Source organism: Paenarthrobacter sp. NPDC091711, from assembly GCF_044756605.1.
Classification (GTDB): Bacteria; Actinomycetota; Actinomycetes; order Actinomycetales; family Micrococcaceae; genus Arthrobacter.
Window position 1 is genome coordinate 421,248 of record NZ_JBIVTF010000002.1, and the last position, 22,990, is coordinate 444,237.

Sequence of the window (22,990 nt, forward strand, 5' to 3'; positions counted from 1 at the left end):
GATCATCAGGCCGTCCGCGGATTGACCGGTGCTTGTTCGAGGGGGTTCTTCTTGCCAGCGCTCCAGCTGGCCAGAAAATCGAGTTGATCCTGGGCATGGCTTCCAGGTTCGGCAGAGTAAGCGATAACCGTTAGTCCTTCACCTGGAAGCTCAAGGGCGTCGCCGGTGAGCTCGATCTCGCCTACAAGTTGGTTGCGCATCGTCTTGCGGGCTGTGCGGTGGAAGCGCACGTTGTGCCGGGCCCACCGTGTTGAGAATTCGGTGCTTCCAGCGGCTAAATCGCCGATGAGACTGTTCAACGCGCGGTCCCGGGGGTTCTGACCGGATTCTGTGCGCAAGGCCGCTGCGAAGTCGTCAGCCAGAGTATCCCATTCGACAAAGAAGTCCTTGGATCGCGAATCCAGAAACATGAACCTGGCAAGGTTCAACGGAAGCTTTTCGGGGCTGAGGATCTCGGTGTAAAGAGCGAAACACAGGCTGTTGGCGGCTACGACGTCCATCCGGGTGTTCCGGACGTAGGCAGGCGTTCCCGTCATCCCGGCAAGGACTCTTTCGATGCTTGGGCGCACATCCGCACGTGCACGCCGCGAAGCGGATCCTGCGGTGGGCACTGCCGCTTTGGCGAGGTCATAAAGGTGGGCCCGTTCCGCTTCATCGAGTTGCAAGGCCCGGGCTAAAGAGTCGAGAACGGAATCGGATACGCCTCGCAGATTACCTCGTTCGAGCTTGGCGTAGTACTCCGTGCTGACGCCCGTGAGCATGGCTACTTCCTCGCGTTTAAGGCCGGCCACCCTTCTGGTTCCCCCGTAGGCGGGCAGCCCTGCCTGGGCCGGGGTGATGCGTGCCCGGCGGCTCATGAGGAAGTCGCGGACGTCATTGGTTTTGTCCATGTCTTCTAGGCTACGGCGAAAGCGGAACGGCCTAACAGGAACTGCCAGTACACCGCACAACAGGCTCTCCCACGCCAGTAAAAGGGCTGGTTGTCTTGAGTAAGAGCCGTTTATGGAAGGACACCATCACAAACATGCGCCTCGCAATTCCAGGCCCAACCAGCAAGGCACCTACCGAGAAGTTCACTGGCGACGTGTATCTGAACACCTTGCACTCTGGTGAGAGTCCCTCACGGTTGAACTCTGCCATGGTCCGTTTCAATCCCGCAGCACGCACGAACTGGCATTCCCACCCCCTAGGTCAGCTGCTGCACTGCACAGAGGGCATGGGGTTGGTGGCCAGCCGCGACGGGAAAGTCATCCTCATGCGGGCCGGCGACACGGTCCACACACCGCCCGGAGAGGAACACTGGCACGGCGCGACACAGGACAGCCATATGTGCCACCTGGCCATGGTGGAGCACGACGACGGGCACACGGCGACGTGGCTCGAACCAGTCAGCGACGGCGACTACCAGGCCGCCCAAACGACTACTGCAAAAGCCTCAAGCACCACAGTAAGGAAAAACCGATGAAAAATGTCACCCTCAACAACGGCGTCGAAATGCCGATCCTAGGCTTCGGCGTATTCCAGATCCCTGAAGAAGAAACCCAAGCCGCTGTTGAATCAGCCCTCGCCGCCGGATACCGGCATCTGGACACCGCAGCGTCCTACGGCAATGAAAACGCTGTGGGCGCAGCCATCAAAGCCAGCGGAATCAAGCGGGAAGAACTCTTTATCACCACCAAACTCTGGATACAGCATGCCCCCACCGGCAGCGTCTACGACGACACCAAGCACTCGTTCCAGAATTCCCTGAACCGCCTCGGACTGGACTACGTGGACCTTTACCTGATCCATCAGCCGCTCGGGGACTACTACAGTGAGTGGCGCGCCATGCAGGACTTGAACAAGCAAGGAGTTGCCCGCGCCATCGGCGTCTCCAACTTCCACCCGGATCGATTGGTTGATCTCATAGACCACAACGAAATCGCCCCCGCGGTGAACCAGATTGAGACGCACCCCTTCCATCAGCGCGCAACCGATCAGGAACTGATGCGCGAACGTGGCGTCCAGATCGAATCCTGGGGACCGTTCGCCGAGGGCAAGAACAACATCTTCACCGATCCGGTCCTCAGCGCCATCGCTCAAGCTCACGAGAAGTCTGTAGCGCAGGTGGTGCTCCGCTGGCTCATCCAACGCGAAGTCGCGGTCATCCCCAAGTCGGTCCGGCCCGAGCGTATGGCCCAAAACCTGGACGTCTTCGACTTCGCCCTGACCGAGGAGCAAATGGCCCGGATCACCACCCTGGACACCGGCGCCAGCCTCTTCTTCGACCACCGCGACCCCGCCATGGTCAGCTGGCTCGGCGGCCGTCGATACAACTAGCCGCCCTATACCCATGGCCACCAACCCCTTGAGCGTCAGCCGGCGGTCCGCCCTTCGCGGGGCGGCCGCCGGGCTGTCCGGCGCCCTGCTAGCAGCTGCAACAGCCGCCTGCACTCCCCAAGGAACACCCGAAATGCCCTCACCCAACAGCACGCCGTCACCAATCACCACAGGACCGGACCACGGAGGTCAGCGTATTTTGCTCGCCTACTTTTCCCGGGCGGGTGAAAACTACTACTACGGCGGCCGAACCAACCTGGAGATCGGCAACACTGAGGTACTCGCCGGCATGATCAGCACGCTGATCCCGTGCCAGGTACACCGCATCGAGGCCGCTGATCCATACCCGGACAGTTATGACGCCGCAGTCGCCCGGAATTCCCGCGAACAGAACGAGGACGCCCGCCCTGCGATCCTCAACCCGCTGGCCTCCATAGAGCAGTACGACACAGTGATCCTGGCCAGCGGCATCTGGAACGTCAGGGCGCCAATGATCATGACCACTTTCACGGAAAGCTACGACTTCGCCGGCAGGACCGTGTACCCGGTCACCACCCATGCCATGAGCGGGCTGGGCAACACCGCCCGCGACTACGGACAATCCTGCCAAGGGGCAACCATCGGCGAAGGACTGGCAGTCAAAGGCGAAGAAGTCCGCGACGCTGGAGCCGACGTCGAGTCCTGGCTACAGCGCACGGGACTTCTCGCGGCCCGATAAGAGTCTGGTGAAATGTGCGGGAATACGATGCATGGACTTGCGGTTACAACCGTCGCACATAGCAACACACCGCACTTTCACAAGGGGGTTTCACCACCATGGCCACCGATTACGACACGCCCCGGGTCCTGACAGAGGAAGAACAGTCGCTGCCTCTGGCCGAGCTGGCACCGGCTAGGGCGACCGCGCTCACGGACACCATCGACCTGGACGAAGCAGCGCTTGCTGATGCTTTCGAGCTCCCCGGCGCTGATCTTTCCGGCGAAGAACTCCAGGTTGAGATCGTCCCCATCCAGAACGACGAGTTCACGTGTATGTCCTGCTTCCTGGTCCACCACCGCAGCCAACTCGCCCGGGAAACCAACGGACAGAAGTACTGCACGGAATGTGAGAGCTAGGAAGCACCACACGCCGGAGCACTGAAGGCGAGTGCCGCCGTCGTGCCCTTACTGAGAGCCAGTCCCCTGGCCGATGGCCCGCTTGCTACCCAAGGCTGATGTAGCCTAGTAAGCAAGCTGACTATCTGTGAAAGCCTGGGGAGCCTGAATGCCTGATATGGAACGATGGCCAACAAGCCGACTGCTATCCACGGCAGCGCGGCTTGTCGAACTGGCATGGAACGACAAATTGCGCCCTTTGGGGTTGACCTATCCGGCGGTGCTGACGCTTGACGCCGTGGCTACTGCAGGACCCGTTACGCCCGGCGAACTCGCCCGTAGCGTCCGCGTTCAGGCCCAAACCATGGGCCCGCTGCTCACCAGGCTGGAAGCGCGCGGGTACATCCTGCGTCAACCCAATCGCTTCGACCGCCGCAGCCAGCTAATATCCATCACCAACTTGGGCTTGACGCTGCTGGAGCAGTCCCGCAACCAAGAGAACAACGTACTCTCGGTGGTCGATCTGGATTCCGAAGGCCTCCGCGAGGAGCTACTGGCGATAGTGCGACACACAAATTTCAACTAAGCGTGACCCATCCCGCGTGGACGAAAGTCCGTCAAGCAAGGCAGTATGGAGTTATCCGCTGATGAAGTCCGGCGTTCCAGGGAAAAATTCTCTCCCCTACCAAACCGGGCTACCCACACTTAACGTGATGCCCGGACCAACAAAAAGGGCATCATGAGTGAACTTCAAATAGGCGACAACCTGCCAGTGGACCTTCTAAGTTTCAGGGCAGCAGAATGCCTCGTTTCAACTAGCACATCCGGTTCCGAAGATGTGTGCGTCCTGGACGCCGGCCACACTGGCAATCATGTGGCCGCGGGCGCAGACATGGTGGTTCGGGCCGCCTGGAGCTAGACCCAACGACTGCAGGGCGGGCGACCCAGCTTGGCTGAGTCGCCAGCCCTGCAGCAGTGCGCCAGTTCTATGTCCCGCAGAAGGTCCGGTACGGGCCGAAGCTCTCCGGCGCGGGCTCGGCATACTTATCCAAACCGGGACGTTCGCTGTATGGGTCAGATACCGCAGCCAGCAGCTGTTCCGTTGGGCCAGTGTCCCCATCAGTTGCGGCAGCAAGAGCTTCCTCCACCAAGTGATTGCGTGGAATGTAGATCGGGTTGACCCTGTCCATGGCATCGGCATCCGGGGCGGCTTCCCGCCACCGTACCAACCATGAATCGAACGCGGCCAGATCCAGGATCTGACGGCGGGCAGGTTCAGCTTCCCCTCGCGCCGCTTTGCCAAGGCTCCGGAAGAACGAGGTGTAGTCCGCGCGCGCCTCCTGAACCAGCTGAAGGAGGTCATCCACCAGAGGTAAGGCAACGGCGTCGTCAATTTCCTCAGGCAACCCCAACTTGGCTTTCATGCCGCTGAACCAGGTGGCGCTGTATTCCGTGCGGAATCCGTTGAGCGCCTCAACGGCTAGTGCCACCGATTGCTCCTCATCCTCGTGGATCAAGACGGCTATTGATTCGGCGAAACGGGCGAGGTTCCACTCCGCTATCAACGGCTGGTTGCGGTAGGCGTAACGTCCCATTTCATCAATGGAGCTGTACACCGCGTCAGGGTCAAAACCCTCCATGAAGGCGCAAGGACCGTAATCGATGGTCTCGCCGGACACTGTCATGTTGTCCGTGTTCATGACGCCATGAACGAATCCAACCAGCATCCACTGCGCCAGAAGTTTCGCCTGGACCGAAATGACGCCCTTCAGGAGTGCAAGGTAACGGTTGCTTTCACCGGCCGACGACGGGTGGTGGCGTTCGATCGCATGATCAGCCAGACGCCGGAGCAGATCCATGTCATTGCTGGCCCTGGCATATTGGAAGCTTCCCACCCTGATGTGGCTGCTGGCCACACGCGTCAGGACAGCCCCCGGCAGGAGAGTCTCCCGCTGAACCTGGCGTCCTGTTGCCACAACCGCAAGGGAGCGCGTGGTGGGAATGTTCAGCGCGTACATCGACTCACTCACGATGTACTCGCGCAGCATGGGACCCACCGCGGCCAAGCCATCACCGTTCCGGGCAAACGGCGTCCGACCCGAGCCCTTCAGATGAACGTCAAGGAGCTTCCCGTCAGCGCCTGCAACCTCACCCAGCAGGAGGGCGCGCCCATCCCCCAAACGCGGTGAATAAAAGCCGAACTGGTGACCCGAGTACCCTTGAGCCACCGGTGTCGCTTCCTCTGGGACGGCATTACCGATCAGGAGCCGTACGCCCTCCGGGCTCCGCAGAAAGTCAGGATCAAAACCAAGCTCGACGGCGAGTGGCCGGTTCAGCACCAGCAGCTGCGGATCCGGGGCTTCCTCCGCACGCCAAGGAATGGCCATCTCCGGGAGCACCTGGGCGAAACGTCCCTCAAAGGCGACCGTGGAATGCGCTACTTCACTCATCTCTCAAGGATATAGATGCTGTTCCCGGCGCGAAATGATGGTCCACCCCCGGCTAGCATGTGAACCACTGCCGTTTGGCGGGAGATCCATTGGGTGGGGTTTTAGGACGCAGAGTAGGCCCCACAAACGAGGGGTGTTGTTGTGGGGCCTGGTGTGCGTGTTTGGGTGGGGTTTTAGGGCGCAGAGTAGGCCCCACAAACGAGGGGTGTTTGTTGTGGGGCCTGGTGTGCGTGTTTGGGTAGGGTTTTAGGGCGCAGAGTAGGCCCCACATTCGGTTCAGCTCCTGAGCCAGGTAGCAGGATGTGCATGGGTGCCCTTGCGACCATGCCAGCCCAGGATTGCTGGTGACAACCGGCACCGCCCTGAGAGGGTAGGTGATGAGGCGAACATGGCCACAATCGACCGCTGACCCATGCAACGACGCTGCCTGTAGGCTCGGCTGCAGCAACACCCTCATCTAGACAGCTGTCATTGACCCACGATCAACGCAGTGAAATTCGACGACGGCGGTCCGTTCCGCCGCGGAGGTCACGGTTGAGCCTGCGGTCGCCGTGGTAGAGGATGGATTCCCAATCCACCTCTTCTGGAGTCTTGGGAACAACCAGCGACTCTGGCTTGGACTTGGGCTTTGGTGCAACATAGAGCCAGTTGATTGCTCCCAGGACGACATCCACTACGGAGTTCCAGAGGCCGATGTACGCCTGGATGCACCACATGGCCAACACCGCATTCAGTGAGGCGAAAGCTACGTTGCCCCAGTTGCCCTGTTGGGCGTCGCGCCAAACCGTCAGGACAGAGAACGCGACGATTGCGTAGGGAATCAGGACGTAGATGGCGGGGGCAGCTGTGCGGTCCTTGACCTTGGGGGTTCGGACAAAGGGAATCTTGTCCCCTGTGAGGCCTTGCTGAAGCGACTTCAAAACACCGGCTAGGTTGACGGGCAGCAGGATGAGGTTGAAGCCATAAATGCGGAAGATGTCGCTGAAACGGTGACCGCAATCGCGGAGATCGGAGCCCATGCACAGGAAGTACGGCAGAGCGGCGATGAAGACTGCAGGGCTGAGGAGCCTGCTGTCATAGGGGTACGCCAAGAGGAAGAGAAGCCCGAAGCTGGCCCAGGTAATGGACGCCATGTAGTTCACTCGCAGGAGAACCTCGCGGATGAGTATCCGTTGGCGCTGACTGCGTCGCTGCGAGAGCTGGTGCCACAGCTTGGGAAGGATCAGCAGGCCACCGTTTGCCCAGCGCCGACGCTGCACCACCAGGGAACCGAAGTCCGGCGGCGTGGCGCTGTAACTCAATCGCTCCGGATAATTCACCAGGGCCCAGCCGTGGGTCCCCAGGTCTATGCTGGACTCGGTGTCCTCAATGACGGTTCGGTCCTGAATATAGGTACGAATTTCGAACCCGCCAACCGTCTCCACTTCAACGATGTCTTCCAAGGCGCATTTGCGGATAATTGCGTTGGCACCCACCCAGAAAGTGGCTCCATAGAATGTCATTCCCTGGTGAAGAATATGCTGAATGTCCGTGGTGGCCCCGGCGATCCTCTCGATCCGGGTGGGGGCGCCGCGGAACGATGAATACGGGGTCTGCGTAACAGCCACACGCTCATTGCCCGCAGATTCCAGGAAGTACACCAAACGCAAGCAGTAGTCCCGCAAGAGCAGGGAATCAGCGTCGAGGGTCAGCAAATAGGTGCTGTCCGGGACCAACAAATCGTCGTCACGCGGGACCAAGGACGGGCGAAGCACCACACTCCCAGCAGTCTCTTCCCGCCGCCACCGCTTGCCCATGAGGGAAATGTAGGAGTTGAGGTTCATCGCCTTGTTCGCCTCGTGGGAGAGGCTGGCGTAGCGCTTACGCTCGAAAGTCTCAGTGCGAACGTTGAAAATCCAGGTGAGCCTCAGGTAAAGCTGTTCCATCCGCTCGGGGTCGGGTGCCGTGTTTTGGGCCTTCGCTGCGTTGAGCGCCAGCAAAACGAGGCGGAGTTCACGTGCCAGTCCCATGATGACCAAATCCACAAAGAACTCATCAACGTGGTCTTCCACGGTTTCGGCCTCAGCCATCGCCTCCAGCCACTCAACGGCCGCCTCATACTCGGCGATCAGGAGTCCGAGCTCGTCAGTCCCATCGGCCGCCGGGTTCTCCGGTTGAAGGGGCGACTCGTGTCTGCCCCGGAACATTTCGAGAGCTTGGTTCGCACGCGCTGCCGGCACGGACAAAGCCTCTGCGATCTGCCCTGCCAGCGCCCGGGTCTGTTCCAGACGGTGGATCTTATCCGGCTCGGTAGGGTGTGGCGGATCGTCCAGCAGCAACACCACCCGCAGGTCCGGGAACTCCTGCAGAGCGGCAGACCACAACGTTCCCCTGACCACCTGAGGTTCCTCGGCGTAGGAAGGCACCAACACCGTCACTGCCTCTTTGTAATTGGCGAAGTGAGCATCAAGCTCGCCACGGGGCACCCTGCGGTGTTCCTTAAATCGATACAGCGCACCTTGCCGCGCCATAAGGTACATCAGGGCAGAAAACGTCAGGAACGTAACAACAATGAGGTAGGAAATCGACTCAAATCCGAATCGGAAACCAGAGTTCGGGTTGTCAACAAACTGCCGAATAATGGTGGAGACCACGTAATAAATCCAGGCCCCTACCGTCACAAGTATGGCAAGCCTACCGAGCATGATCTTTCGGGAGGACGGCGTCGGATGAACAATGGCCAGCGGCTCAGACCGCCGCTCCGACCCCCATTGCCGCTTTCGCCCCGCAGTTTCCAGACGCTCAGCGGGAAGCTCTTTGGGCTCCCGCTCGACTTCGGATAAATCAACCAACTGGTCTGTCATTATTCCCCATCAGACTGCGAAACGCGCCTTCCGGCCTCGTGGCCGGTTGGACGTCCGCTTCCGTAGCAGAAGCGTCGCCGATTGCCCTTATAGTAATCGATATCAGGGGCCTTAGTTTCCGGTGTGGTCTCCGGAAATTATTAAATGTTGGGGGAATAATGTCGAAACACTTTCCTGGGCGAAAGTTGTCCTGGATTCGGCTCTCCGTGCTGCTGGCCGTCATAGCGGTAGTTGTAGGGGCCGGCGTCGTTTCCTGGCGTAACTACACCGATACCCGTGCCGCGGCAGCCTCACCATCGCATTTCATGGGATACGTGGATGTGACGGCAACACCCCGATACGCGTTTGAGCAACCGGCAGGCGACACCACAAAATCTGTGGTCTTGTCATTCATTGTGGCTGACGCCAAGGACGGGTGCACCCCCTCCTGGGGATCCTTCTATAGCTTGGACGCAGCCGCCACGGACCTTGATCTGGACCGGCGCATCGCCCGCCTCCGGCAAACCGGCGGTGACATTGCGGTTTCCTTCGGCGGGTTGTCCAACAAGGAACTCGCCACAGCATGTACCGACGACGAACGGCTGCACCAGGCGTACTCAAACGTAGTGAACCGCTACGACCTCAACACCATAGACCTGGACATCGAGGGCACCGCCCTCGCAGACAAAGCCGCTCTTGAACGGCAAAGCAAAGCCATTACTGCTGTGCAAAAAGACAGGCAGGCCGAAGGCAAGAGCCTGTCCGTCTGGCTGACGTTACCCGTGGCTCCGGCGGGCCTGACCGCCGACGGAACAGCCGCCGTCGAGCAGATGCTCTCCGCCGGAGTGGAACTGGCCGGCGTGAACATCATGACCATGGACTTCGGCGAAAGCCGCGTGGCCGGGCAGTCCATGCTGCAGGCCTCGATCGCGGCAGCCGAGGCAACCCACGCCCAGTTGGACGATATCTATTCGGCAGCGAAGCAAAGTCTTGGTGCGCAGACTTTGTGGCGCAAGATCGGGCTGACCCCCATGATCGGCCAGAACGACATCGTGGCTGACGTGTTCACCCTGTCCGACGCCCAAGGTCTGCACGACTTCGCCCAGGGCAAGGGCGTAGGCCGGATGTCCCTGTGGTCCTTGAACCGGGACGCCGAATGCGGACCCAACTACCCCACCCTCACTGTGGTGTCTGACGCCTGCAGTGGGGTGCCCCAAGGAGCTGCGCGTTTCTCCGACGTCCTGGGCGCGGACATCAACTCCATTGCCGCTGCCTCCCCCAGCCCGGTGCTGCCAACAGGCACCACTACAGCCACAGCCGTAGTGGATGACCCCGCCACCAGCCCCTACCCGATCTGGTCGCCACTGGCCACATACGTGCAGTCAGACAGGATCGTGTGGCAAGGCAACGTCTACGAGGCCAAGTGGTGGACCAAAGACGACGTTCCCAACGATCCCGTCCCGGACCGCGCTGCTGCTCCGTGGAAACTGATCGGACCCGTGCTGCCCGGGGACCGTCCTCAGCCGGAAGTCACTGTTCCCCCCGGAACCTACCCTGCGTGGTCATCCACAACCGTGTACAACAAGGGCGACAGGGTGATGCTGGACCAGCACGTCTTCGAAGCCAAATGGTGGGTCCAAACGCAGAGTCCGGAAGCCGCATTACAGGGCTCCACAGACTCGGCGTGGACGAAAATGACCAACGAGGAACTGACCAAAATACTTGCCGGTCAAGCGGCGAAATAGGAGTTACACAGCATGCGGAAGTACCTGTCAGCGGCGGCATCGTTTGCAGCGGCCACCCTGATTTTGAGCGGATGCGCCCAAGGACACGACGACGCCAAGGCAAGTGACCTCGGAATCACCTTCGCCTACTCACTTGCAGGTCACAACGGCAAATTCTGCGACCACCTTGACAGTTCCAGTGAACAAACCGTGGACGAGTGCAAGAAAAGCGAAGCAGAAGCGGCTGCAAAGCAGCAGGCCGACCAAGAACCAATCATGTGGGTTCCCAAGATCTACCAACTGATCCCGGGAAAAGAAGAAGTACTTGGAATAGTGGTGGAGTTTAACCGGGCAGGGAACCAAGAGTTTGTTGTCATTGAAGCTGCACAGCGGGGAAACGAGTACAAGATCTTGCGGTGGGCCTATCCGGATAAGGCCGACTACAAAACCGACCGTGCCATCACCAACACCTTCGGTTGGTAAACAGCTGTATTCTCTATCTGAGCCACGTCTCGATGGCCTTTTCTGGTTTGGAACTACGCCCTGCAGGTGCTGAACCATGGACGTTCCTGGGGGAACAATGATTCAGCCCCGATCCTCGCGATTCCCTGCCCGCATCACTTCAGTGAAGTATGGAATCGCGGCCCTTGCCGCCGCAATGTTGCTGTCCGCGTGCACCATGATTCCCCTTCCGGGAAAACCCGCGGCCACCACGTCGCCTTCGCCTTCAAGCCCGGCTCCAGTTTCTCGAAATACACAAATCGCGACGGCGGCATGGGAAGTACCGCTCGAACCGATCGGTCAGCCTGTGGTTGCTGACGGCGTTGCCTTGGTTTACGCGAAAACTGCCACCGGAGTGAATGCCCATGCATTCTCTGTTGCTGACGGCAAACAGTTGTGGACACAGCCTGTTCACCCGGGGCTAGATGCGCCCTGGGTCCCCTTGGAACCCGTCGTGAGCAGGACAGCCTCGGGACGAAGCGCCGCGATCTTTCTCCAGCCAGCCACTGCTCCCGCTGACTTCGACGGTGACAAGGACTGGTGGACTGCTCCTGTTGCCTATGATCTGAGCACCGGCAAGGAGCTATACCGCGGACGGCCGGACCTGATCAGCACCCGGCCTTTTGCCTGCGACGGACTCTTGGACTTGTGCTTTATCACCTACGGTGGGGCATCCCAGGCATCGGAACACTGGGTGGCCATTGACTCCGGTGAGGAGTCTGCAGGTGCTGCCATCAACTCTCTTTCCGGGATTTTCTGGCCAGTGGGTGAAGAACTGTATTCGGTGTGGAAGGACGACGTTCAAAAGTTGGCCCGCGTCTCTCACGGCGAGGTTCTGTGGGAAGCGGACTTAGAAACCATTTTTGGTAAGGGCGCCATCACCGACATGGGCTGGCACTTCAAGTACTCGGAAGAAATGGATCTCTATGTTGGCTCTGTCGGCATTAACCCCACCAATTTTTCCCACGACACATTCACGGAGCGAACCTTCTCGCTGAACCTTCGCGAGACAACCACGACAGTGGGTTTCCGGGCTTCCAGCGGGCGGGTGCTGTGGACGGCGGACGGCTCCCAGCTCGAATGCGCCCGAACAACCGGAATCGAAGCCACCAAGTTGGAGGGCGGCGACGCATTCCCTGTGCGATGCGAATATGTGGACGGCTTCATTGAATTTCCCGCCGGCACATACCGGGGCGGTCATTCGAAGGTGGTTGGCTACGATCCCCTGACAGGAAATGCCGCATGGGAGAGCAAAGCCGTTGAAGTGCACGGCTGGGGCATCAGTGGCCTCATACCGACAGCAAGCCATGGCGAATTTGCCATCACGGGTACTCCCTTCGACTCGAATCTGTTGGACACCACCACAGGAAAGTTCCGCGGGGCCAGCTTCGAGGATTCGTTCGTCTGCTGGAAGAACACCAGCTATACCGTACCGGCGGATGACTTAAACGGGGATATGCCCGGCGGCAATACCCGTGCCGGCTCACACATCGCATTCCCATGCCTCAAGAGTGGCTCCCCGGCCCCCGCATTCACCTACGGCGCCCTCACGGACGTGAGCACTGCGGACCAGGACACCGCCGTGATCTCCTTGGAAGGCAAAGTGGCCGGCTACAAGCTCCTGAAGGACTTCGTCTAAACGAACACCGGAGTAAAACCTGCCCTTGTCCGTCCCACCCAGCGCACTACTGCGAGTGGGGCGAACAAGGGCGGGATCCGGGGCAACACCCAGACTCACCCCTTGAAAACCGGCGCCCGTTTCTCCTGGAACGCACGGAAACCTTCGGCGTAGTCGTCGGTTTTGCACAGCCGCGCCTGCTCCGAGTTTTCCTCGGCCATGGAGGCCCACAGGCCCAGGCGCTGATCGCGAATGTGTGCCACGAGTTCCTTCGAAGCATTGAAGGCTTCAGTGGCACCAACGGCAACACGGGAAACGATGGCCCGCGTCTCCTCCAACAAAGCATCCGCCGGCATGGCCCTGCTGAACATTCCCTGCGCCACAGCTTCGGCGCCGGTCATGAGGTCGGCGGTGTAGATCAGGTCCAGCGTGCGGTGCATACCCAAACGTTCCGTAAAGTACCAGTGCCCGCCCGAGTCCAATGTGGCTCCAAGCTTGGCAAAGGGTGAACCGAACTTGGCGTTGTCCGCCACGTACACAACGTCCGTGGCCAACAGCAATCCCAGCCCAACCCCCAGGCAGGCACCGTGAGCGGCGGCAAACGTGGGTGCCGGGAACGCAGCCATCTTCCTCAACAGTGGCTCCACGAGTCCGCCGAGGTAGGCCTGGGCATCATCAGTTTCCGGTGTCACCCCTGAAATGTCGCGGCCGGCACAGAAGGCGCGGCCTTCTCCGCGAAGCAGCAGCGCCCGCACCTCACCGCGGGCGGCGGCGGCAGCAGCGTCGTCGTACGCTTTGTCCAGTTGGGCAAGCGCGTCCTCGTTCAGCGAGTTCAGCTTGTCCGGGTAATTGAGGACGATTTCGGCAATGCCGTTGGCAATGGAGAGCTCGATCATGGGACTCCTTAGACGTCGAAGTCGACGGTAACTTCTTCGCTGGTGGGGTGGGACTGGCAGGTGAGGACGTAGCCCTTGTCCAGCTCGTCCTGCTCAAGGGCGTAGTTCTCATCCATGGTCACCGTACCGGTGATCAGCTTGGCGCGGCAGGTGCCACAGACACCGCCGGCGCACGCGAACGGAACGTCCGGCCGGACGCGCAAAGCCGCGTTGAGGATGGACTCCCGGGCGTGGGTGGGGCTGGCGACATCGCCGGTCAACCCGTCCAGGGTGAAGGTGATCTTGTACGTGTCCTGCGACTCGTCCGCCACCACGGGACGGCCGGCGTTGCCCTCGGGACGGTCCGGACGGCCAGTGGTGAACAACTCAAAGCGCACGTGCTCAGGCTCCACGCCGCGGGCAGCGAGGGTGTCACGGCACAACTGGACCAGCTCGAACGGCCCGCACAGGAACCACTCGTCCACATCCTCGGCCCGGATGGCACTGCTGAGCAACGCCTGCAGTTTCTCGGAATCAATACGCCCGGTCATCAGCGGCGCGATCCGCTGCTCCCGTGACAACACGTGGTGCAACGCAAGGCGCGACGGGTACTTGTCCTTCAGATCCGCCAGCTCTTCAAGGAACATGACGTCCATGGCAGCTTTGTTGGCGTACACGAGGTCAAAGGTGGTCTCCGGATTGGCTGCCAGCAGCGTCCGCGCAATGGCGATGACCGGTGTGATGCCCGAACCCGCTGCGATCGCCACGAAGTTACCCGGCTCCCCCGCCAGCTCCTCCGGGTGATTCATGGAGTTCATGACGTTGTGCTGGACTGAGGCGCCGTCCTTGCCGTGCCGGGAGATGAAAGCACCCTGCGGGCTCATGACATCCAGGACGTCGCCGGCCTTGAGGTCGGCGTTGGCCCAGGTGGAGAAGAGGCCGCCCAGGTCCTTTTTGATGGCCACACGAATCTCGCTGCTGCCGTCCTCGAAGCTGCGCGGCTCCGCGCAAATCGAGTAACTGCGGCGGACCTCGTGCGGCTCACCCTGCTCATCCGGCAACGTGGTGCGAAGGGCCACGTACTGGCCGGGCAAGTAGTCGTACTGACCGGCAAGCTCGGCCGGAACACCAAACGTGACCTCAATGGCATCGTCCGTCAGGCGCCGGACTTCAGAGACGGTCAGGTTATGGAAAGACGCACGACGGCGGCTGGCCGTCTGTGTTTCGGTGGTCATGGCTGCTTCCTTAGAGGACTTTGAAGTAGTCGAACGGTTCCTTGCAGTCCTGGCAGACGAACAACGCCTTGCAGGATGTGGAACCAAAGCGAGTGAGTTCCTTGGTGTTCAACGAGTTGCACTGGGGACACTTGACGGCGAGGCTCAGCCGCACAGGACCGGAGTGGCCACCTGCGGCAGCCATGCCACTGGGCGGAGCGATCCCGTACTCCTCCAACTTGGCCTTGCCGGACTCGGTCATCCAGTCAGTGGTCCACGCCGGAGACAACACCAGGTTGACGTGCACACTCGCGTAGCCCTCCTTCACGAAGGCCGTCCGCAGATCGTCACCAATGGCGTCCATCGCCGGGCAACCCGAGTACGTGGGCGTGATGGTGACCTCGACGGCGGTACTTGAGGCGCCGCCGTCGTGCTGGCCTGCCGCTTGCGTCGGGAAGACGCGAACGCCGCGCAAGATACCCAGGTCCTTAATGGTGAGGACTGGGATCTCCGGATCACAGACCGTGGACGCGATGTCCCAGGCCCGCTGCTCAGCGGTCACTTCCTGCGTCCGTGACTGAGTCGCCATGCTGGTCACCAGCTCGCGCCTGGGTGTTCGCGGGCCAGAACCTGCATTTCAGCGAGGATGTAACCCAGGAACTCGGAGTGCTTGCCGCGCCGGCCGCCGCCCAAGGACTGCGGGACGCCCGGGATTTCCAGCTCGGCCTCAGCCATGATGTCGCCGGTGAGTCGATCGAATTCCGCGCGGAGGCTCGACGGTTGAACAGTAACTCCGGCCGCAGTCAGGCGGGTGGTGAGTTCATCGTCCTCAAAGAGCTCTTCCACATACGGCCACACGAGCTTAAAGCCCTGAATGATGCGTGCACGGGACTCATCCGTGCCGCCGGCCAGTCGAAGCACCCACTGCGCGCTGTGGTCGCGGTGGTAATCCACTTCCTTCACGGCCTTCGCTGAAATGGCTGCGATAGTGGCGTCTGTGGACTCCATGAGCTTGGTGTAGAGCTCGTACTGGTAGAAGCTCACAATGAACTGCCGGGCAATGGTTGCCGCGAAGTCGCCATTAGGCTGCTCAAACAGGTGTGCGGAACGGAACTCGTGCTCGCGGCGGAAGTACGCGAGGTCATCCTCGGACTTGCCCCAGGCTGCGCCCGCGTATGTGAGGAACGACCTCGCGTGGCCCAGCTGGTCCAGTGCGATGTTGCCGAGGGCGATGTCCTCTTCGAGTTCCGGGGCCCGGGAAATCCAGTGGCCCAGGCGCTGGGCGAGGATCAGGCCGTCATCACCGATGCGCAGGGCGAACTCTGCAACATCCTCGGTGGGCTTGACCTGCCCTCTTTGGATTTCGAGCGCGATGTCCTCCGGACGCAACGCATTGCCCGGGGTGATGCGGGTAGCGCTGGCCGAGCCATCGCCGGATGCGCCGGCGCCGTGGACGCCCACGGAGATATCGCCATGACCGTCGATGGCGAAGTCGGTGTCTTTAGTGTTTGTCACAGGTGCTTCACGCCTTCGCTCTTGGTGTAGTACGTCGCGTGGCGGTAATCCTTGCCCTGCGGGGACTCGAAGAAGGAACCCTTGGAGTCCGGGTCGCTGGAGGAAATGGCCTCGGCCGGGACCACCCAGATGGACACGCCTTCATTGCGGCGCGTGTACAGATCGCGGGCATTCCGGAGGGCCATGGCCGCATCCGGGGCGTGCAAGGAACCGGCGTGCACGTGGGACAGGCCGCGGCTGGAGCGCACAAAGACCTCCCAGAGGGACCACGGGGTTTCTTCCGTAGCACCATGCGAGGTGACGGCGGGGCCCGAGGCGGGTACCGTCGTCGTGCTTTCGTTGGTGGTGGCCGCAACCTTGGGGGCTTCGCGGTTGATTTCGCTGGCGGCGCTGGCCGGTGCTTCCGGGTTACCGTGAGGAGCCATTATGCTGCGTTCACTTTCTGTGCTTGCTTGCGGGCGTAGGCCACTGCGGCTTCGCGCACCCAGGCACCATTTTCATGGGCCTCACGGCGGCGCTCGACGCGCTGCGAGTTGCAGGGGCCGCGGCCTGCCAGGACTTCCTTGAACTCGTTCCAGTCCAAGGGTCCGTGCTCCCACTTCTTGGTTTCTTCGTTGAAACGGATGTCCTTATCAGGCAGGGTCAGGCCGAGGACACGGACCTGCTCCACCATCATGCCCACGAACCGGCTGCGCAGCTCGTCATTGCTGAAGCGCTTGATGTTCCAGGCCATGGACTGCTTGGAGTTGGGTGAATCGTCATCCGGCGGGCCGAACATCATCAGCGACGGTGCGTACCAGCGGTTCACTGCATCCTGGGCCATCTGCTTCTGTGCAGGCGTGCCGTTGGAGAGCTCCAGCAGGATCTCGAAACCCTGGCGCTGGTGGAACGACTCTTCCTTGCAGATGCGCACCATTGCGCGACCGTAAGGGCCATACGAGGCACGGCACAGGGGCACCTGGTTGCAGATGGCGGCGCCATCAACAAGCCAGCCAATGGCTCCCATGTCAGCCCAGGAGATGGTGGGGTAGTTGAAGATGGACGAGTAACGGGCCTTGCCGGCGATCAGATCTTCCATCATCTGGTCCCGGGACTGGCCCAGGGTTTCAGCGGCCGAGTACAGGTACAGGCCGTGACCGGCCTCGTCCTGAACCTTGGCCATGAGGATTGACTTGCGCTTCAGGCTCGGGGCCCTGGTGATCCAGTTGGCTTCCGGCTGCATGCCAATGATTTCCGAGTGGGCGTGCTGCGAGATCTGGCGCAGCAAAGTCTTGCGGTAAGCCGCCGGCATCCAGTCGCGCGGTTCGATGCGCGAGTCCTCCGAAATGATGCGATCAAAATACGCCTGTCCGGCTGCCTCCCGCTCCTGCTCTTCCGGGGACAGCTCAGCGGGCACTGACTGCAGATTCTGCGATGCCATGGTTGCTCCTAATAAATTACCGACCGTTCGTTCAGAATATGCGGAGCGGATGATTTCAGTCAAGCGTTCGTGCCCTGATGCCGCAGATGATCGGAAGTGTTTGCGCGGCTCTGCGTTGTTGACAAGATCCGCGCTTCCGGCCGTGTTAACTTGGGGTGGGACCTCGGTTGTCCCCCTCACCGCTAGAAAAGAGCCTTACGTGGAATCGCCCCAGCCCTTCAGGATTCTCACCGTCTGCACAGGGAACATCTGCCGCTCCCCCGTGGCCGAACGGTTGCTGCAGACCGGGCTGAACCAGGTAAGTCCCGGATCCTTCGAGGTGCGCAGCGCCGGAACACGGGCCATGGTGGGAGAGCCCATCCAACCGCTATCGGCACAAATCATCAGCACGTTCCGAGGCAACCCGGACGGCTTCGCGGCCAGGCAACTAACACCCCGGATCCTCAAGGAAACTGACCTGGTGCTGGCCATGACGTCCAAGCACCGCGGCGAAGTACTCCAACTGGAAGCGTCCATGCTGAAGCGCACCTTCACAGTGCGGGAATTCGCGCGGATGCTGTCCGTGCTGGAGAACCGCGGCGATGCCGCCCCTGCCGGTGACATCACGGAGTTCTGGCGCGCACTGCCCACCCGCGCGGCCTCCGTCCGCCACCTCGCCTTGCCGTCCGATCCTGCAGACAACGACGTGGTAGACCCCTACCGACGAGCGGAAGAGGTCTACCACCAGATGGAGGATGAGTTGGCCCCGGCCATCCTGGGCATCCTCCGTTTCGCACGCCTGACGGCGCCGGCCTAGTCGATTCCTAGTTGAGGGCAATCACCAACATCTGGCTGGTGCCGGGGATGCACGTCTGCAGGACAACTGCCGGGAATCCGCCGAACACTGCCGCGACGTCGTTGGTGCTTCCCGGGTTGGGTACCTGGCCCCTGCCCGTGGCAGTGAAGGTTCCATAGCCCGGTATTGAGACGGTTTCACCCACGCTGATCCCGGAGAACCGCCCCCACCCTCCACAGAAATCATGCTCGGTGATAAAGGTGGCGTAGGCGTTGGTTGGCGTGTAATGAATAGGCCCGATGCAGGCGTCCACCATTGATTGTCCACCGGCTCCTGCCACATAAATGGTCCTGACGGCGGGCGCAGGAGCTGGTGCCGGAGCGGGTGCGGGTGCCGGCGCCGGTGCCGCAATGGCTGGGGCGGCCGCGGCCTGAGCTTGCGCTGCCGGTGCTGCGGGAGCTGCAGCTGCTGGCGCCGGCGCTGGAGCCACCACCGCAATGGGCGGTCCTGTGAGCTTCAAAACCTGTCCCGGAACGATCACCGAGTAGGGGCTGAGGCCATTGGCGGCCAACATCGCCGTGACATCCACGCCATAGCGCGAAGCGATGGAACCAACAGTGTCACCGGACGCCACCGTGTAGAGGTTAGGGTCCCCGGCGGGCACGGCAGGGGCGGCCTCCACGGCAGCCGGAGCTGCAGGCTCCGGGGCGGGTGCTTCAGGTGCCGGCACTTCAGCTGCGGGCACGTCAGCTGGGGCTACGTCAGCTGCAGGCACTTCAGCTGGGGGCGCGGCTACTGCTTCCGCATCTTGGACGGGTAAAGCCGCGGGCGCTTCGGCACTGTCACCCTTCGAAAACGGTGCTTGGTCCTGCGACACCGTCTGGTCAACGTCTCCGGCAGGTTGCGTCGCCCAATTGACCACCCCAAAAAACAGGGGGATCAACGCTAAAATCGCCAGCACCGCACCGGCAATCAACAGCTTGGATTTACTGGACTGCGGCGGCCGAACATTGCCGCTGCTCTTGGTGGACAGGGAAGTTTGAAGATCTAGGTCATTCATATTCATGGGAAACCCCGGAATCCATGGCTCTGGACCGCGCATAACAGGCCGTTATTGGCCCGAATGAGAAAGCGCAGCTACGTATTGGGAGGAGCACCACCCACAAGTGGCGGGAGTGCAGTCCACCGCTGAGCCGGAGGAACGGAAGTGCAATAACCCTACGAATTTCAATAGTAGGAATGGGCCCCTCCCGCCGCACGAGTAGGAACTACTCGACTTTCCTGCAGAGGGCCTGAACGGTTACTTGGGCATTACGCAGTTTGCGGAAATGGACTACTTGCTCCAGTCGGCCTAACCGTCGTCCTTAGGGCTAATAAACACCGATCTCCGGGCATGGCTCAAACGGATCAGCGATCAGCTCGGCTGCGCTCAGCCACAGTACGTTGGGCCAAACCCCAAGCCCACGCTGCTGCTGCCAACGCCAAGGAACACATGACGCTGCCCACCCATGCCCAAAAACCCTCCGCGGAATCTGGTTCCCACCGTCAAAAGAACCGCAAGAAGACCGCCCGGAATGTGCTGCTCGGATTCGCGGCTGCGGTGCTTGTGGTTGGCCTTATTGCCGGGGCTTATATCTTCAACTTGGCACAAACCTTCAACTCCGGCTCTACCAAGATCGAGAATGCTTTTCCGGCAGAATCCACCCGGCCGCAAAAAGCCGACGACAATACGGCAATGAACATTCTGGTGATGGGCAGCGATAGCCGCGGCGCTGACGTGGATGTGGAGACCAATACCTCAACAGACCAACGCGCGGACACCCTGATGCTGTTGCACCTTCCCGCCGACAGGAAAAAGGCCTACGCAATATCCCTGATGCGGGATCTCTGGGTAGACATTCCCGGAAAGGGAGAATCAAAGATCAACGCCGCGCTTGCCTACGGTGGTGTTCCCCTGATGGTTCAGACGGTGGAGTCTCTCTTCCACCAGCGCATCGACCACGTGGCCATGATCGACTTCGAAGGTTTCAAGGGACTCACTGACGCCCTGGGCGGTGTGGAGGTGGACGTCAAGATTCCGTTCACGCCCAGCTCAGGACCCATGGCCGGGCAGGAATACGAAGCCGGCAAGCAGACCTTCGACGGCGATGAAGCCCTCGCCTTTGTCCGCGAGCGCTATGCGTTCAGCGACGGCGACTACCAGCGCGTTCGGAACCAGCAGGCATACCTCAAATCCATGATGGGCAAGATCATTGCTCGTGAAACCCTGACTAACCCCGTGACTATCAGCAACATGGTCTCGGCGGTGTCCCCATTCGTGAGCGTGGACAAGAATTTTGACGCTGCTGCGATCGCCAGTCTTTCCCTGTCCATGAAAGATGTCCGCACCCAAGACACCATAATGTTCACCCTCCCCACCCTGGGCACGGGAACCTCAACGGATGGGCAGTCAATCGTCCTGGCTGACACCACGGCGATCGCTGACATCGCAGCCGCACTCTCCAAGGATCAGTTGGGCACGTACGTCACGGCGCATGCCCTCGACAAAGGACAGTGAGCGTTAGCCGTTGGTGAGCGTCTGGGCGCTACCCCACTTGGTGAACGGGAACAGGAACCCGTCAACACGGCCAATGATGTCTGCACGGCCCGCTGTCTTGACGCAACTGGGCTGTGACCCCGCGCTCCGGCATGACGTCACGGAATCTTCGGAATTGGAGCGGTGGTCGCCCAAGAGAAGGTATTGATCCACGCCCAGAAGGATGGGGCCAAAGCAGCGCGGTGACCTCGCCGTCGTCGTGCAGTCCGTGCTGCCGCCGACGAACGCGAGGTCGTCGAAGACGTACGGTTCCGCAACGCCGGCACCGTTGACTGTGACCTGACCGCTGACATCGCAGCATTCCACAGTGTCACCGGGCAAACCCGCAACCCGTTTCACCAGGTATTCGGTATTGGCAGGACCAATTCCGGTCAGCTCACCAAACCAACCGACTCCTGTACGCAGGGCTCCCCTAGGGGGCGCGGGCCCCCAAGCCGTCGGTTTCCTGAAGACCACAACGTCTCCCCGTTGAGGTGCCGAATCCGTGTAGGCAAGGCGGTTCACCAGCACCCGGTCACCAACGTTGAGTGTCCGCTCCATGGACCCCGAAGGCACCGAGTAAACCTTCACCAGGAAACCTTGAATCAAGGAGACCACCATCAACGCGAGCAGGACGTGCATCCACGGCGAGCGAAGCATCCGACGGCGTTGGGCGGCTTTCGCCGTCTCGGAAGACATGTTTGCGCGACGGGTCTGCGAACGACGCCTAGAGGATGCCCGCGCCGATAGGGACGGAAATGCTGCTGGTGGCGATCAGGGTGCGTCCTCCAATGACCACGGTCACCGTGACGGGGAAGGAGGCGAGCAAGCTGACGGACACGCCAGTGCTGGTGCCCGCCAATCCGAAAACAATGGGGAGGTTCAGTGTCCCGTTGCTCGCCACCGTGACAGGGACAGTGTTGCTCCACGTGGTGGACGGGAAGCCGTACTGTCCGATCAGCGGCGCGCTCTGGTACGTCGTAGTACGTTGGGCGGCGGTGGTGGGTGACCCGTTGAAGGAGTAGACACCAAAGCCTCGTGCCCGGCCAACAGGAAGGTTGATGCCCGTAGGACGGGAGATCGACACGGTCACCAGAGCGTTCTCCGTCACCGCGCCCGGACCGTTGGTGAACGTCAGGATGGTGGGGACCGTGACCAGCGCCTGGGCCGTGAGCGCACTGGTGCCATCAAGAAGCCGGAGGTTGAGTAGCGAGGTGGAGGATGCTGTGAAAGCAAGGCCCAAAGTGTTCACTGAAGCTACCGCCGCAGGGGCCGCGACTGCGGCGGCAATCACGGGTAGGGACCAGGCCGCGCCCTTGACCACAGCGCGCCGGGAGTGCGGACTGGAAACGGTGACGTCGTTGCTCATTGCTCTTCTTTCGCTCATTTTGAGCCGACGTTACGATACCCGGGACCCAGTGCAACAGCCGTTGTAGCAGGAAGGGCTAGCCTGCGGACGCGAGCTTCCTGGCAACCACAAGGCCCGCCAAGGCTCCCAAGGTGTTGGCCACGACGTCGGACAAGGCAGTCACTCTGCCAGGTATCAGCAGCTGAAGAACTTCGATGGCCCCGGAGGATACAGCGGCGAGAAGGGCCACCGGCCAGAAATCCAGTGTTGGTTTCAGCAGACGGACGAACGCCCCAAAGGGGACAAACATGACGATATTCGCCACGAATTCCACTCCGATGGCGGCGGCATCCTGTGGAAGGCCGAAGAAGGACAGCCAGCCGGCGATGACCCCCACAAAGCCTGTGACCGTGCTGGCTTCACGCGCAGGCAGGAAGACGACGAAGGCGAGCGCAACCAAGTACGCGATGAAGAGCGTCTTGAGCCACCATGTGGCGTACTGCCGAGCAAGCACCTCTGGCCTTTCTTGACGCTCCGGCGTCGTCTGACGCTCTGGCGCCCTCTGGCGCTCTGGCTCCCCGCAATGAACTACACCAACTATATGAGTGAACAGGCCGCGGCCCGGATGGACCGACACATGTGGGCTATGTCTGCCCTGGAGCCGCCACTTGTTCCGCCGGTGGCAGACACGCTACGACTTCAGCCGTAAATAGTGTGTGATCCACCCCTCACCAGGGCT

At 61.0% G+C, this 22,990-nt stretch carries 23 protein-coding genes; 10 read left to right on the forward strand and 13 right to left on the reverse strand.

Going from position 1 to position 22,990, the window contains the following annotated elements; all coding sequences use genetic code 11:
• Positions 1-5: 5 nt before the first annotated feature.
• Positions 6-890 carry a helix-turn-helix transcriptional regulator gene (locus ACIQH5_RS05275; protein ID WP_400400906.1) on the reverse strand — a complete coding sequence of 295 codons (885 nt, stop codon included), beginning with the start codon at positions 888-890 and terminating at the stop codon, positions 6-8.
• A gap of 134 nt (positions 891-1,024) precedes the next feature.
• On the opposite strand from ACIQH5_RS05275, the gene ACIQH5_RS05280 reads away from it, so the two are divergent.
• The 5 genes from ACIQH5_RS05280 (at position 1,025) to ACIQH5_RS05300 (ending at position 4,000) form a co-directional block, all read left to right on the forward strand.
• On the forward strand, positions 1,025-1,465 hold the full coding sequence (locus ACIQH5_RS05280) for a cupin domain-containing protein (protein WP_400400908.1): 441 nt from the start codon (positions 1,025-1,027) through the stop codon (positions 1,463-1,465).
• Entirely contained in the window at positions 1,462-2,319 is an 858-nt protein-coding gene (locus ACIQH5_RS05285) for an aldo/keto reductase (RefSeq protein WP_400400910.1), read from the forward strand. Before ACIQH5_RS05280 ends, ACIQH5_RS05285 begins: the two co-directional genes overlap by 4 nt.
• Before the next feature lie 13 nt (positions 2,320-2,332).
• Positions 2,333-3,037 carry a flavodoxin gene (locus tag ACIQH5_RS05290; RefSeq protein ID WP_400400912.1) on the forward strand — a complete coding sequence of 235 codons (705 nt, stop codon included), beginning with the start codon at positions 2,333-2,335 and terminating at the stop codon, positions 3,035-3,037.
• Between the two features lie 98 nt (positions 3,038-3,135).
• Positions 3,136-3,435 carry a DUF4193 domain-containing protein gene (locus tag ACIQH5_RS05295; protein WP_400400914.1) on the forward strand — a complete coding sequence of 100 codons (300 nt, stop codon included), beginning with the start codon at positions 3,136-3,138 and terminating at the stop codon, positions 3,433-3,435.
• Positions 3,436-3,583: 148 nt separating this feature from the next.
• A complete protein-coding gene (locus ACIQH5_RS05300) occupies positions 3,584-4,000 on the forward strand; it encodes a MarR family winged helix-turn-helix transcriptional regulator (protein WP_400400916.1) in 417 nt (138 codons plus the stop codon).
• A gap of 400 nt (positions 4,001-4,400) precedes the next feature.
• On the opposite strand, the gene ACIQH5_RS05305 is transcribed toward ACIQH5_RS05300, so the two are convergent.
• Positions 4,401-5,864 carry a YdiU family protein gene (locus ACIQH5_RS05305; RefSeq protein ID WP_400400918.1) on the reverse strand — a complete coding sequence of 488 codons (1,464 nt, stop codon included), beginning with the start codon at positions 5,862-5,864 and terminating at the stop codon, positions 4,401-4,403.
• 482 nt (positions 5,865-6,346) lie between these two features.
• Complete coding sequence (locus tag ACIQH5_RS05310) at positions 6,347-8,707, reverse strand: glycosyltransferase family 2 protein (RefSeq protein WP_400400920.1); 2,361 nt, start codon at positions 8,705-8,707, stop codon at positions 6,347-6,349.
• A 158-nt stretch (positions 8,708-8,865) separates the two neighbouring features.
• On the opposite strand from ACIQH5_RS05310, the gene ACIQH5_RS05315 reads away from it, so the two are divergent.
• The 3 genes from ACIQH5_RS05315 (at position 8,866) to ACIQH5_RS05325 (ending at position 12,550) form a co-directional block, all read left to right on the forward strand.
• Complete coding sequence (locus tag ACIQH5_RS05315) at positions 8,866-10,431, forward strand: chitinase (protein WP_400400922.1); 1,566 nt, start codon at positions 8,866-8,868, stop codon at positions 10,429-10,431.
• A gap of 12 nt (positions 10,432-10,443) precedes the next feature.
• The gene (locus ACIQH5_RS05320) at positions 10,444-10,893 is read left to right on the forward strand and encodes a hypothetical protein (protein ID WP_400400924.1); all 450 of its coding nucleotides are present in this window, start codon (positions 10,444-10,446) and stop codon (positions 10,891-10,893) included.
• A 472-nt stretch (positions 10,894-11,365) separates the two neighbouring features.
• The gene (locus tag ACIQH5_RS05325; protein ID WP_400400926.1) at positions 11,366-12,550 is read left to right on the forward strand and encodes a hypothetical protein; all 1,185 of its coding nucleotides are present in this window, start codon (positions 11,366-11,368) and stop codon (positions 12,548-12,550) included.
• Between the two features lie 95 nt (positions 12,551-12,645).
• On the opposite strand, the gene ACIQH5_RS05330 is transcribed toward ACIQH5_RS05325, so the two are convergent.
• Genes ACIQH5_RS05330 through paaA form a run of 6 tightly spaced genes read right to left on the reverse strand, consistent with a single transcriptional unit; the run spans position 12,646 to position 17,553 of the window.
• The gene (locus ACIQH5_RS05330; protein WP_400400928.1) at positions 12,646-13,425 is read right to left on the reverse strand and encodes an enoyl-CoA hydratase/isomerase family protein; all 780 of its coding nucleotides are present in this window, start codon (positions 13,423-13,425) and stop codon (positions 12,646-12,648) included.
• 8 nt (positions 13,426-13,433) lie between these two features.
• A complete protein-coding gene (paaE, locus tag ACIQH5_RS05335; RefSeq protein WP_024817852.1) occupies positions 13,434-14,639 on the reverse strand; it encodes a 1,2-phenylacetyl-CoA epoxidase subunit PaaE in 1,206 nt (401 codons plus the stop codon).
• A gap of 10 nt (positions 14,640-14,649) precedes the next feature.
• Positions 14,650-15,207 (reverse strand): 1,2-phenylacetyl-CoA epoxidase subunit PaaD, encoded by a 558-nt coding sequence (paaD, locus tag ACIQH5_RS05340; RefSeq protein WP_400400930.1) that lies wholly within the window; start codon positions 15,205-15,207, stop codon positions 14,650-14,652.
• Between the two features lie 5 nt (positions 15,208-15,212).
• The gene (gene paaC / locus ACIQH5_RS05345) at positions 15,213-16,133 is read right to left on the reverse strand and encodes a 1,2-phenylacetyl-CoA epoxidase subunit PaaC (RefSeq protein ID WP_400400931.1); all 921 of its coding nucleotides are present in this window, start codon (positions 16,131-16,133) and stop codon (positions 15,213-15,215) included.
• Positions 16,130-16,558, reverse strand: a complete 429-nt coding sequence (gene paaB / locus ACIQH5_RS05350) for a 1,2-phenylacetyl-CoA epoxidase subunit PaaB (RefSeq protein ID WP_400400933.1) — start codon at positions 16,556-16,558, stop codon at positions 16,130-16,132. The genes paaC and paaB overlap by 4 nt, the downstream gene beginning before the upstream one ends.
• Positions 16,558-17,553 (reverse strand): 1,2-phenylacetyl-CoA epoxidase subunit PaaA, encoded by a 996-nt coding sequence (gene paaA / locus ACIQH5_RS05355; RefSeq protein WP_400400935.1) that lies wholly within the window; start codon positions 17,551-17,553, stop codon positions 16,558-16,560. Before paaA ends, paaB begins: the two co-directional genes overlap by 1 nt.
• Positions 17,554-17,752: 199 nt before the next feature.
• On the opposite strand from paaA, the gene ACIQH5_RS05360 reads away from it, so the two are divergent.
• A complete protein-coding gene (locus ACIQH5_RS05360; protein ID WP_400400937.1) occupies positions 17,753-18,349 on the forward strand; it encodes a low molecular weight phosphatase family protein in 597 nt (198 codons plus the stop codon).
• Between the two features lie 7 nt (positions 18,350-18,356).
• On the opposite strand, the gene ACIQH5_RS05365 is transcribed toward ACIQH5_RS05360, so the two are convergent.
• The gene (locus ACIQH5_RS05365; RefSeq protein WP_400400939.1) at positions 18,357-19,394 is read right to left on the reverse strand and encodes a LysM peptidoglycan-binding domain-containing protein; all 1,038 of its coding nucleotides are present in this window, start codon (positions 19,392-19,394) and stop codon (positions 18,357-18,359) included.
• Between the two features lie 327 nt (positions 19,395-19,721).
• Here ACIQH5_RS05365 and ACIQH5_RS05370 point away from each other — a divergent pair, with 327 nt between their 5' ends.
• Entirely contained in the window at positions 19,722-20,885 is a 1,164-nt protein-coding gene (locus ACIQH5_RS05370) for an LCP family protein (RefSeq protein WP_400400941.1), read from the forward strand.
• 3 nt (positions 20,886-20,888) lie between these two features.
• On the opposite strand, the gene lepB is transcribed toward ACIQH5_RS05370, so the two are convergent.
• From lepB to ACIQH5_RS05385, 3 genes are all read right to left on the reverse strand, one after another.
• Positions 20,889-21,602 (reverse strand): signal peptidase I, encoded by a 714-nt coding sequence (gene lepB, locus ACIQH5_RS05375; protein WP_400400943.1) that lies wholly within the window; start codon positions 21,600-21,602, stop codon positions 20,889-20,891.
• A gap of 28 nt (positions 21,603-21,630) precedes the next feature.
• Positions 21,631-22,272 (reverse strand): hypothetical protein, encoded by a 642-nt coding sequence (locus tag ACIQH5_RS05380; protein WP_400400945.1) that lies wholly within the window; start codon positions 22,270-22,272, stop codon positions 21,631-21,633.
• A gap of 76 nt (positions 22,273-22,348) precedes the next feature.
• Positions 22,349-22,765 (reverse strand): VanZ family protein, encoded by a 417-nt coding sequence (locus tag ACIQH5_RS05385; RefSeq protein ID WP_400400947.1) that lies wholly within the window; start codon positions 22,763-22,765, stop codon positions 22,349-22,351.
• Positions 22,766-22,990: the final 225 nt, after the last annotated feature.

Excerpts from the sequence above, each read along its gene's own strand:
- ACIQH5_RS05315 (WP_400400922.1), top strand. The coding sequence starts at position 8,866 with ATGTCGAAACACTTTCCTGGGCGAAAGTTGTCCTGGATTCGGCTCTCC.
- ACIQH5_RS05305 (WP_400400918.1), bottom strand. The coding sequence starts at position 5,864 with ATGAGTGAAGTAGCGCATTCCACGGTCGCCTTTGAGGGACGTTTCGCC.
- paaB (WP_400400933.1), bottom strand. The coding sequence starts at position 16,558 with ATGGCTCCTCACGGTAACCCGGAAGCACCGGCCAGCGCCGCCAGCGAA.
- ACIQH5_RS05280 (WP_400400908.1), top strand. The coding sequence starts at position 1,025 with ATGCGCCTCGCAATTCCAGGCCCAACCAGCAAGGCACCTACCGAGAAG.
- ACIQH5_RS05365 (WP_400400939.1), bottom strand. The coding sequence starts at position 19,394 with ATGAATATGAATGACCTAGATCTTCAAACTTCCCTGTCCACCAAGAGC.
- ACIQH5_RS05310 (WP_400400920.1), bottom strand. The coding sequence starts at position 8,707 with ATGACAGACCAGTTGGTTGATTTATCCGAAGTCGAGCGGGAGCCCAAA.
- ACIQH5_RS05320 (WP_400400924.1), top strand. The coding sequence starts at position 10,444 with ATGCGGAAGTACCTGTCAGCGGCGGCATCGTTTGCAGCGGCCACCCTG.
- ACIQH5_RS05330 (WP_400400928.1), bottom strand. The coding sequence starts at position 13,425 with ATGATCGAGCTCTCCATTGCCAACGGCATTGCCGAAATCGTCCTCAAT.
- ACIQH5_RS05300 (WP_400400916.1), top strand. The coding sequence starts at position 3,584 with ATGCCTGATATGGAACGATGGCCAACAAGCCGACTGCTATCCACGGCA.
- ACIQH5_RS05295 (WP_400400914.1), top strand. The coding sequence starts at position 3,136 with ATGGCCACCGATTACGACACGCCCCGGGTCCTGACAGAGGAAGAACAG.
- ACIQH5_RS05285 (WP_400400910.1), top strand. The coding sequence starts at position 1,462 with ATGAAAAATGTCACCCTCAACAACGGCGTCGAAATGCCGATCCTAGGC.
- paaD (WP_400400930.1), bottom strand. The coding sequence starts at position 15,207 with ATGGCGACTCAGTCACGGACGCAGGAAGTGACCGCTGAGCAGCGGGCC.
- ACIQH5_RS05275 (WP_400400906.1), bottom strand. The coding sequence starts at position 890 with ATGGACAAAACCAATGACGTCCGCGACTTCCTCATGAGCCGCCGGGCA.
- lepB (WP_400400943.1), bottom strand. The coding sequence starts at position 21,602 with ATGTCTTCCGAGACGGCGAAAGCCGCCCAACGCCGTCGGATGCTTCGC.
- ACIQH5_RS05290 (WP_400400912.1), top strand. The coding sequence starts at position 2,333 with ATGGCCACCAACCCCTTGAGCGTCAGCCGGCGGTCCGCCCTTCGCGGG.
- ACIQH5_RS05380 (WP_400400945.1), bottom strand. The coding sequence starts at position 22,272 with ATGAGCAACGACGTCACCGTTTCCAGTCCGCACTCCCGGCGCGCTGTG.
- paaE (WP_024817852.1), bottom strand. The coding sequence starts at position 14,639 with ATGACCACCGAAACACAGACGGCCAGCCGCCGTCGTGCGTCTTTCCAT.
- paaA (WP_400400935.1), bottom strand. The coding sequence starts at position 17,553 with ATGGCATCGCAGAATCTGCAGTCAGTGCCCGCTGAGCTGTCCCCGGAA.
- ACIQH5_RS05370 (WP_400400941.1), top strand. The coding sequence starts at position 19,722 with ATGGCTCAAACGGATCAGCGATCAGCTCGGCTGCGCTCAGCCACAGTA.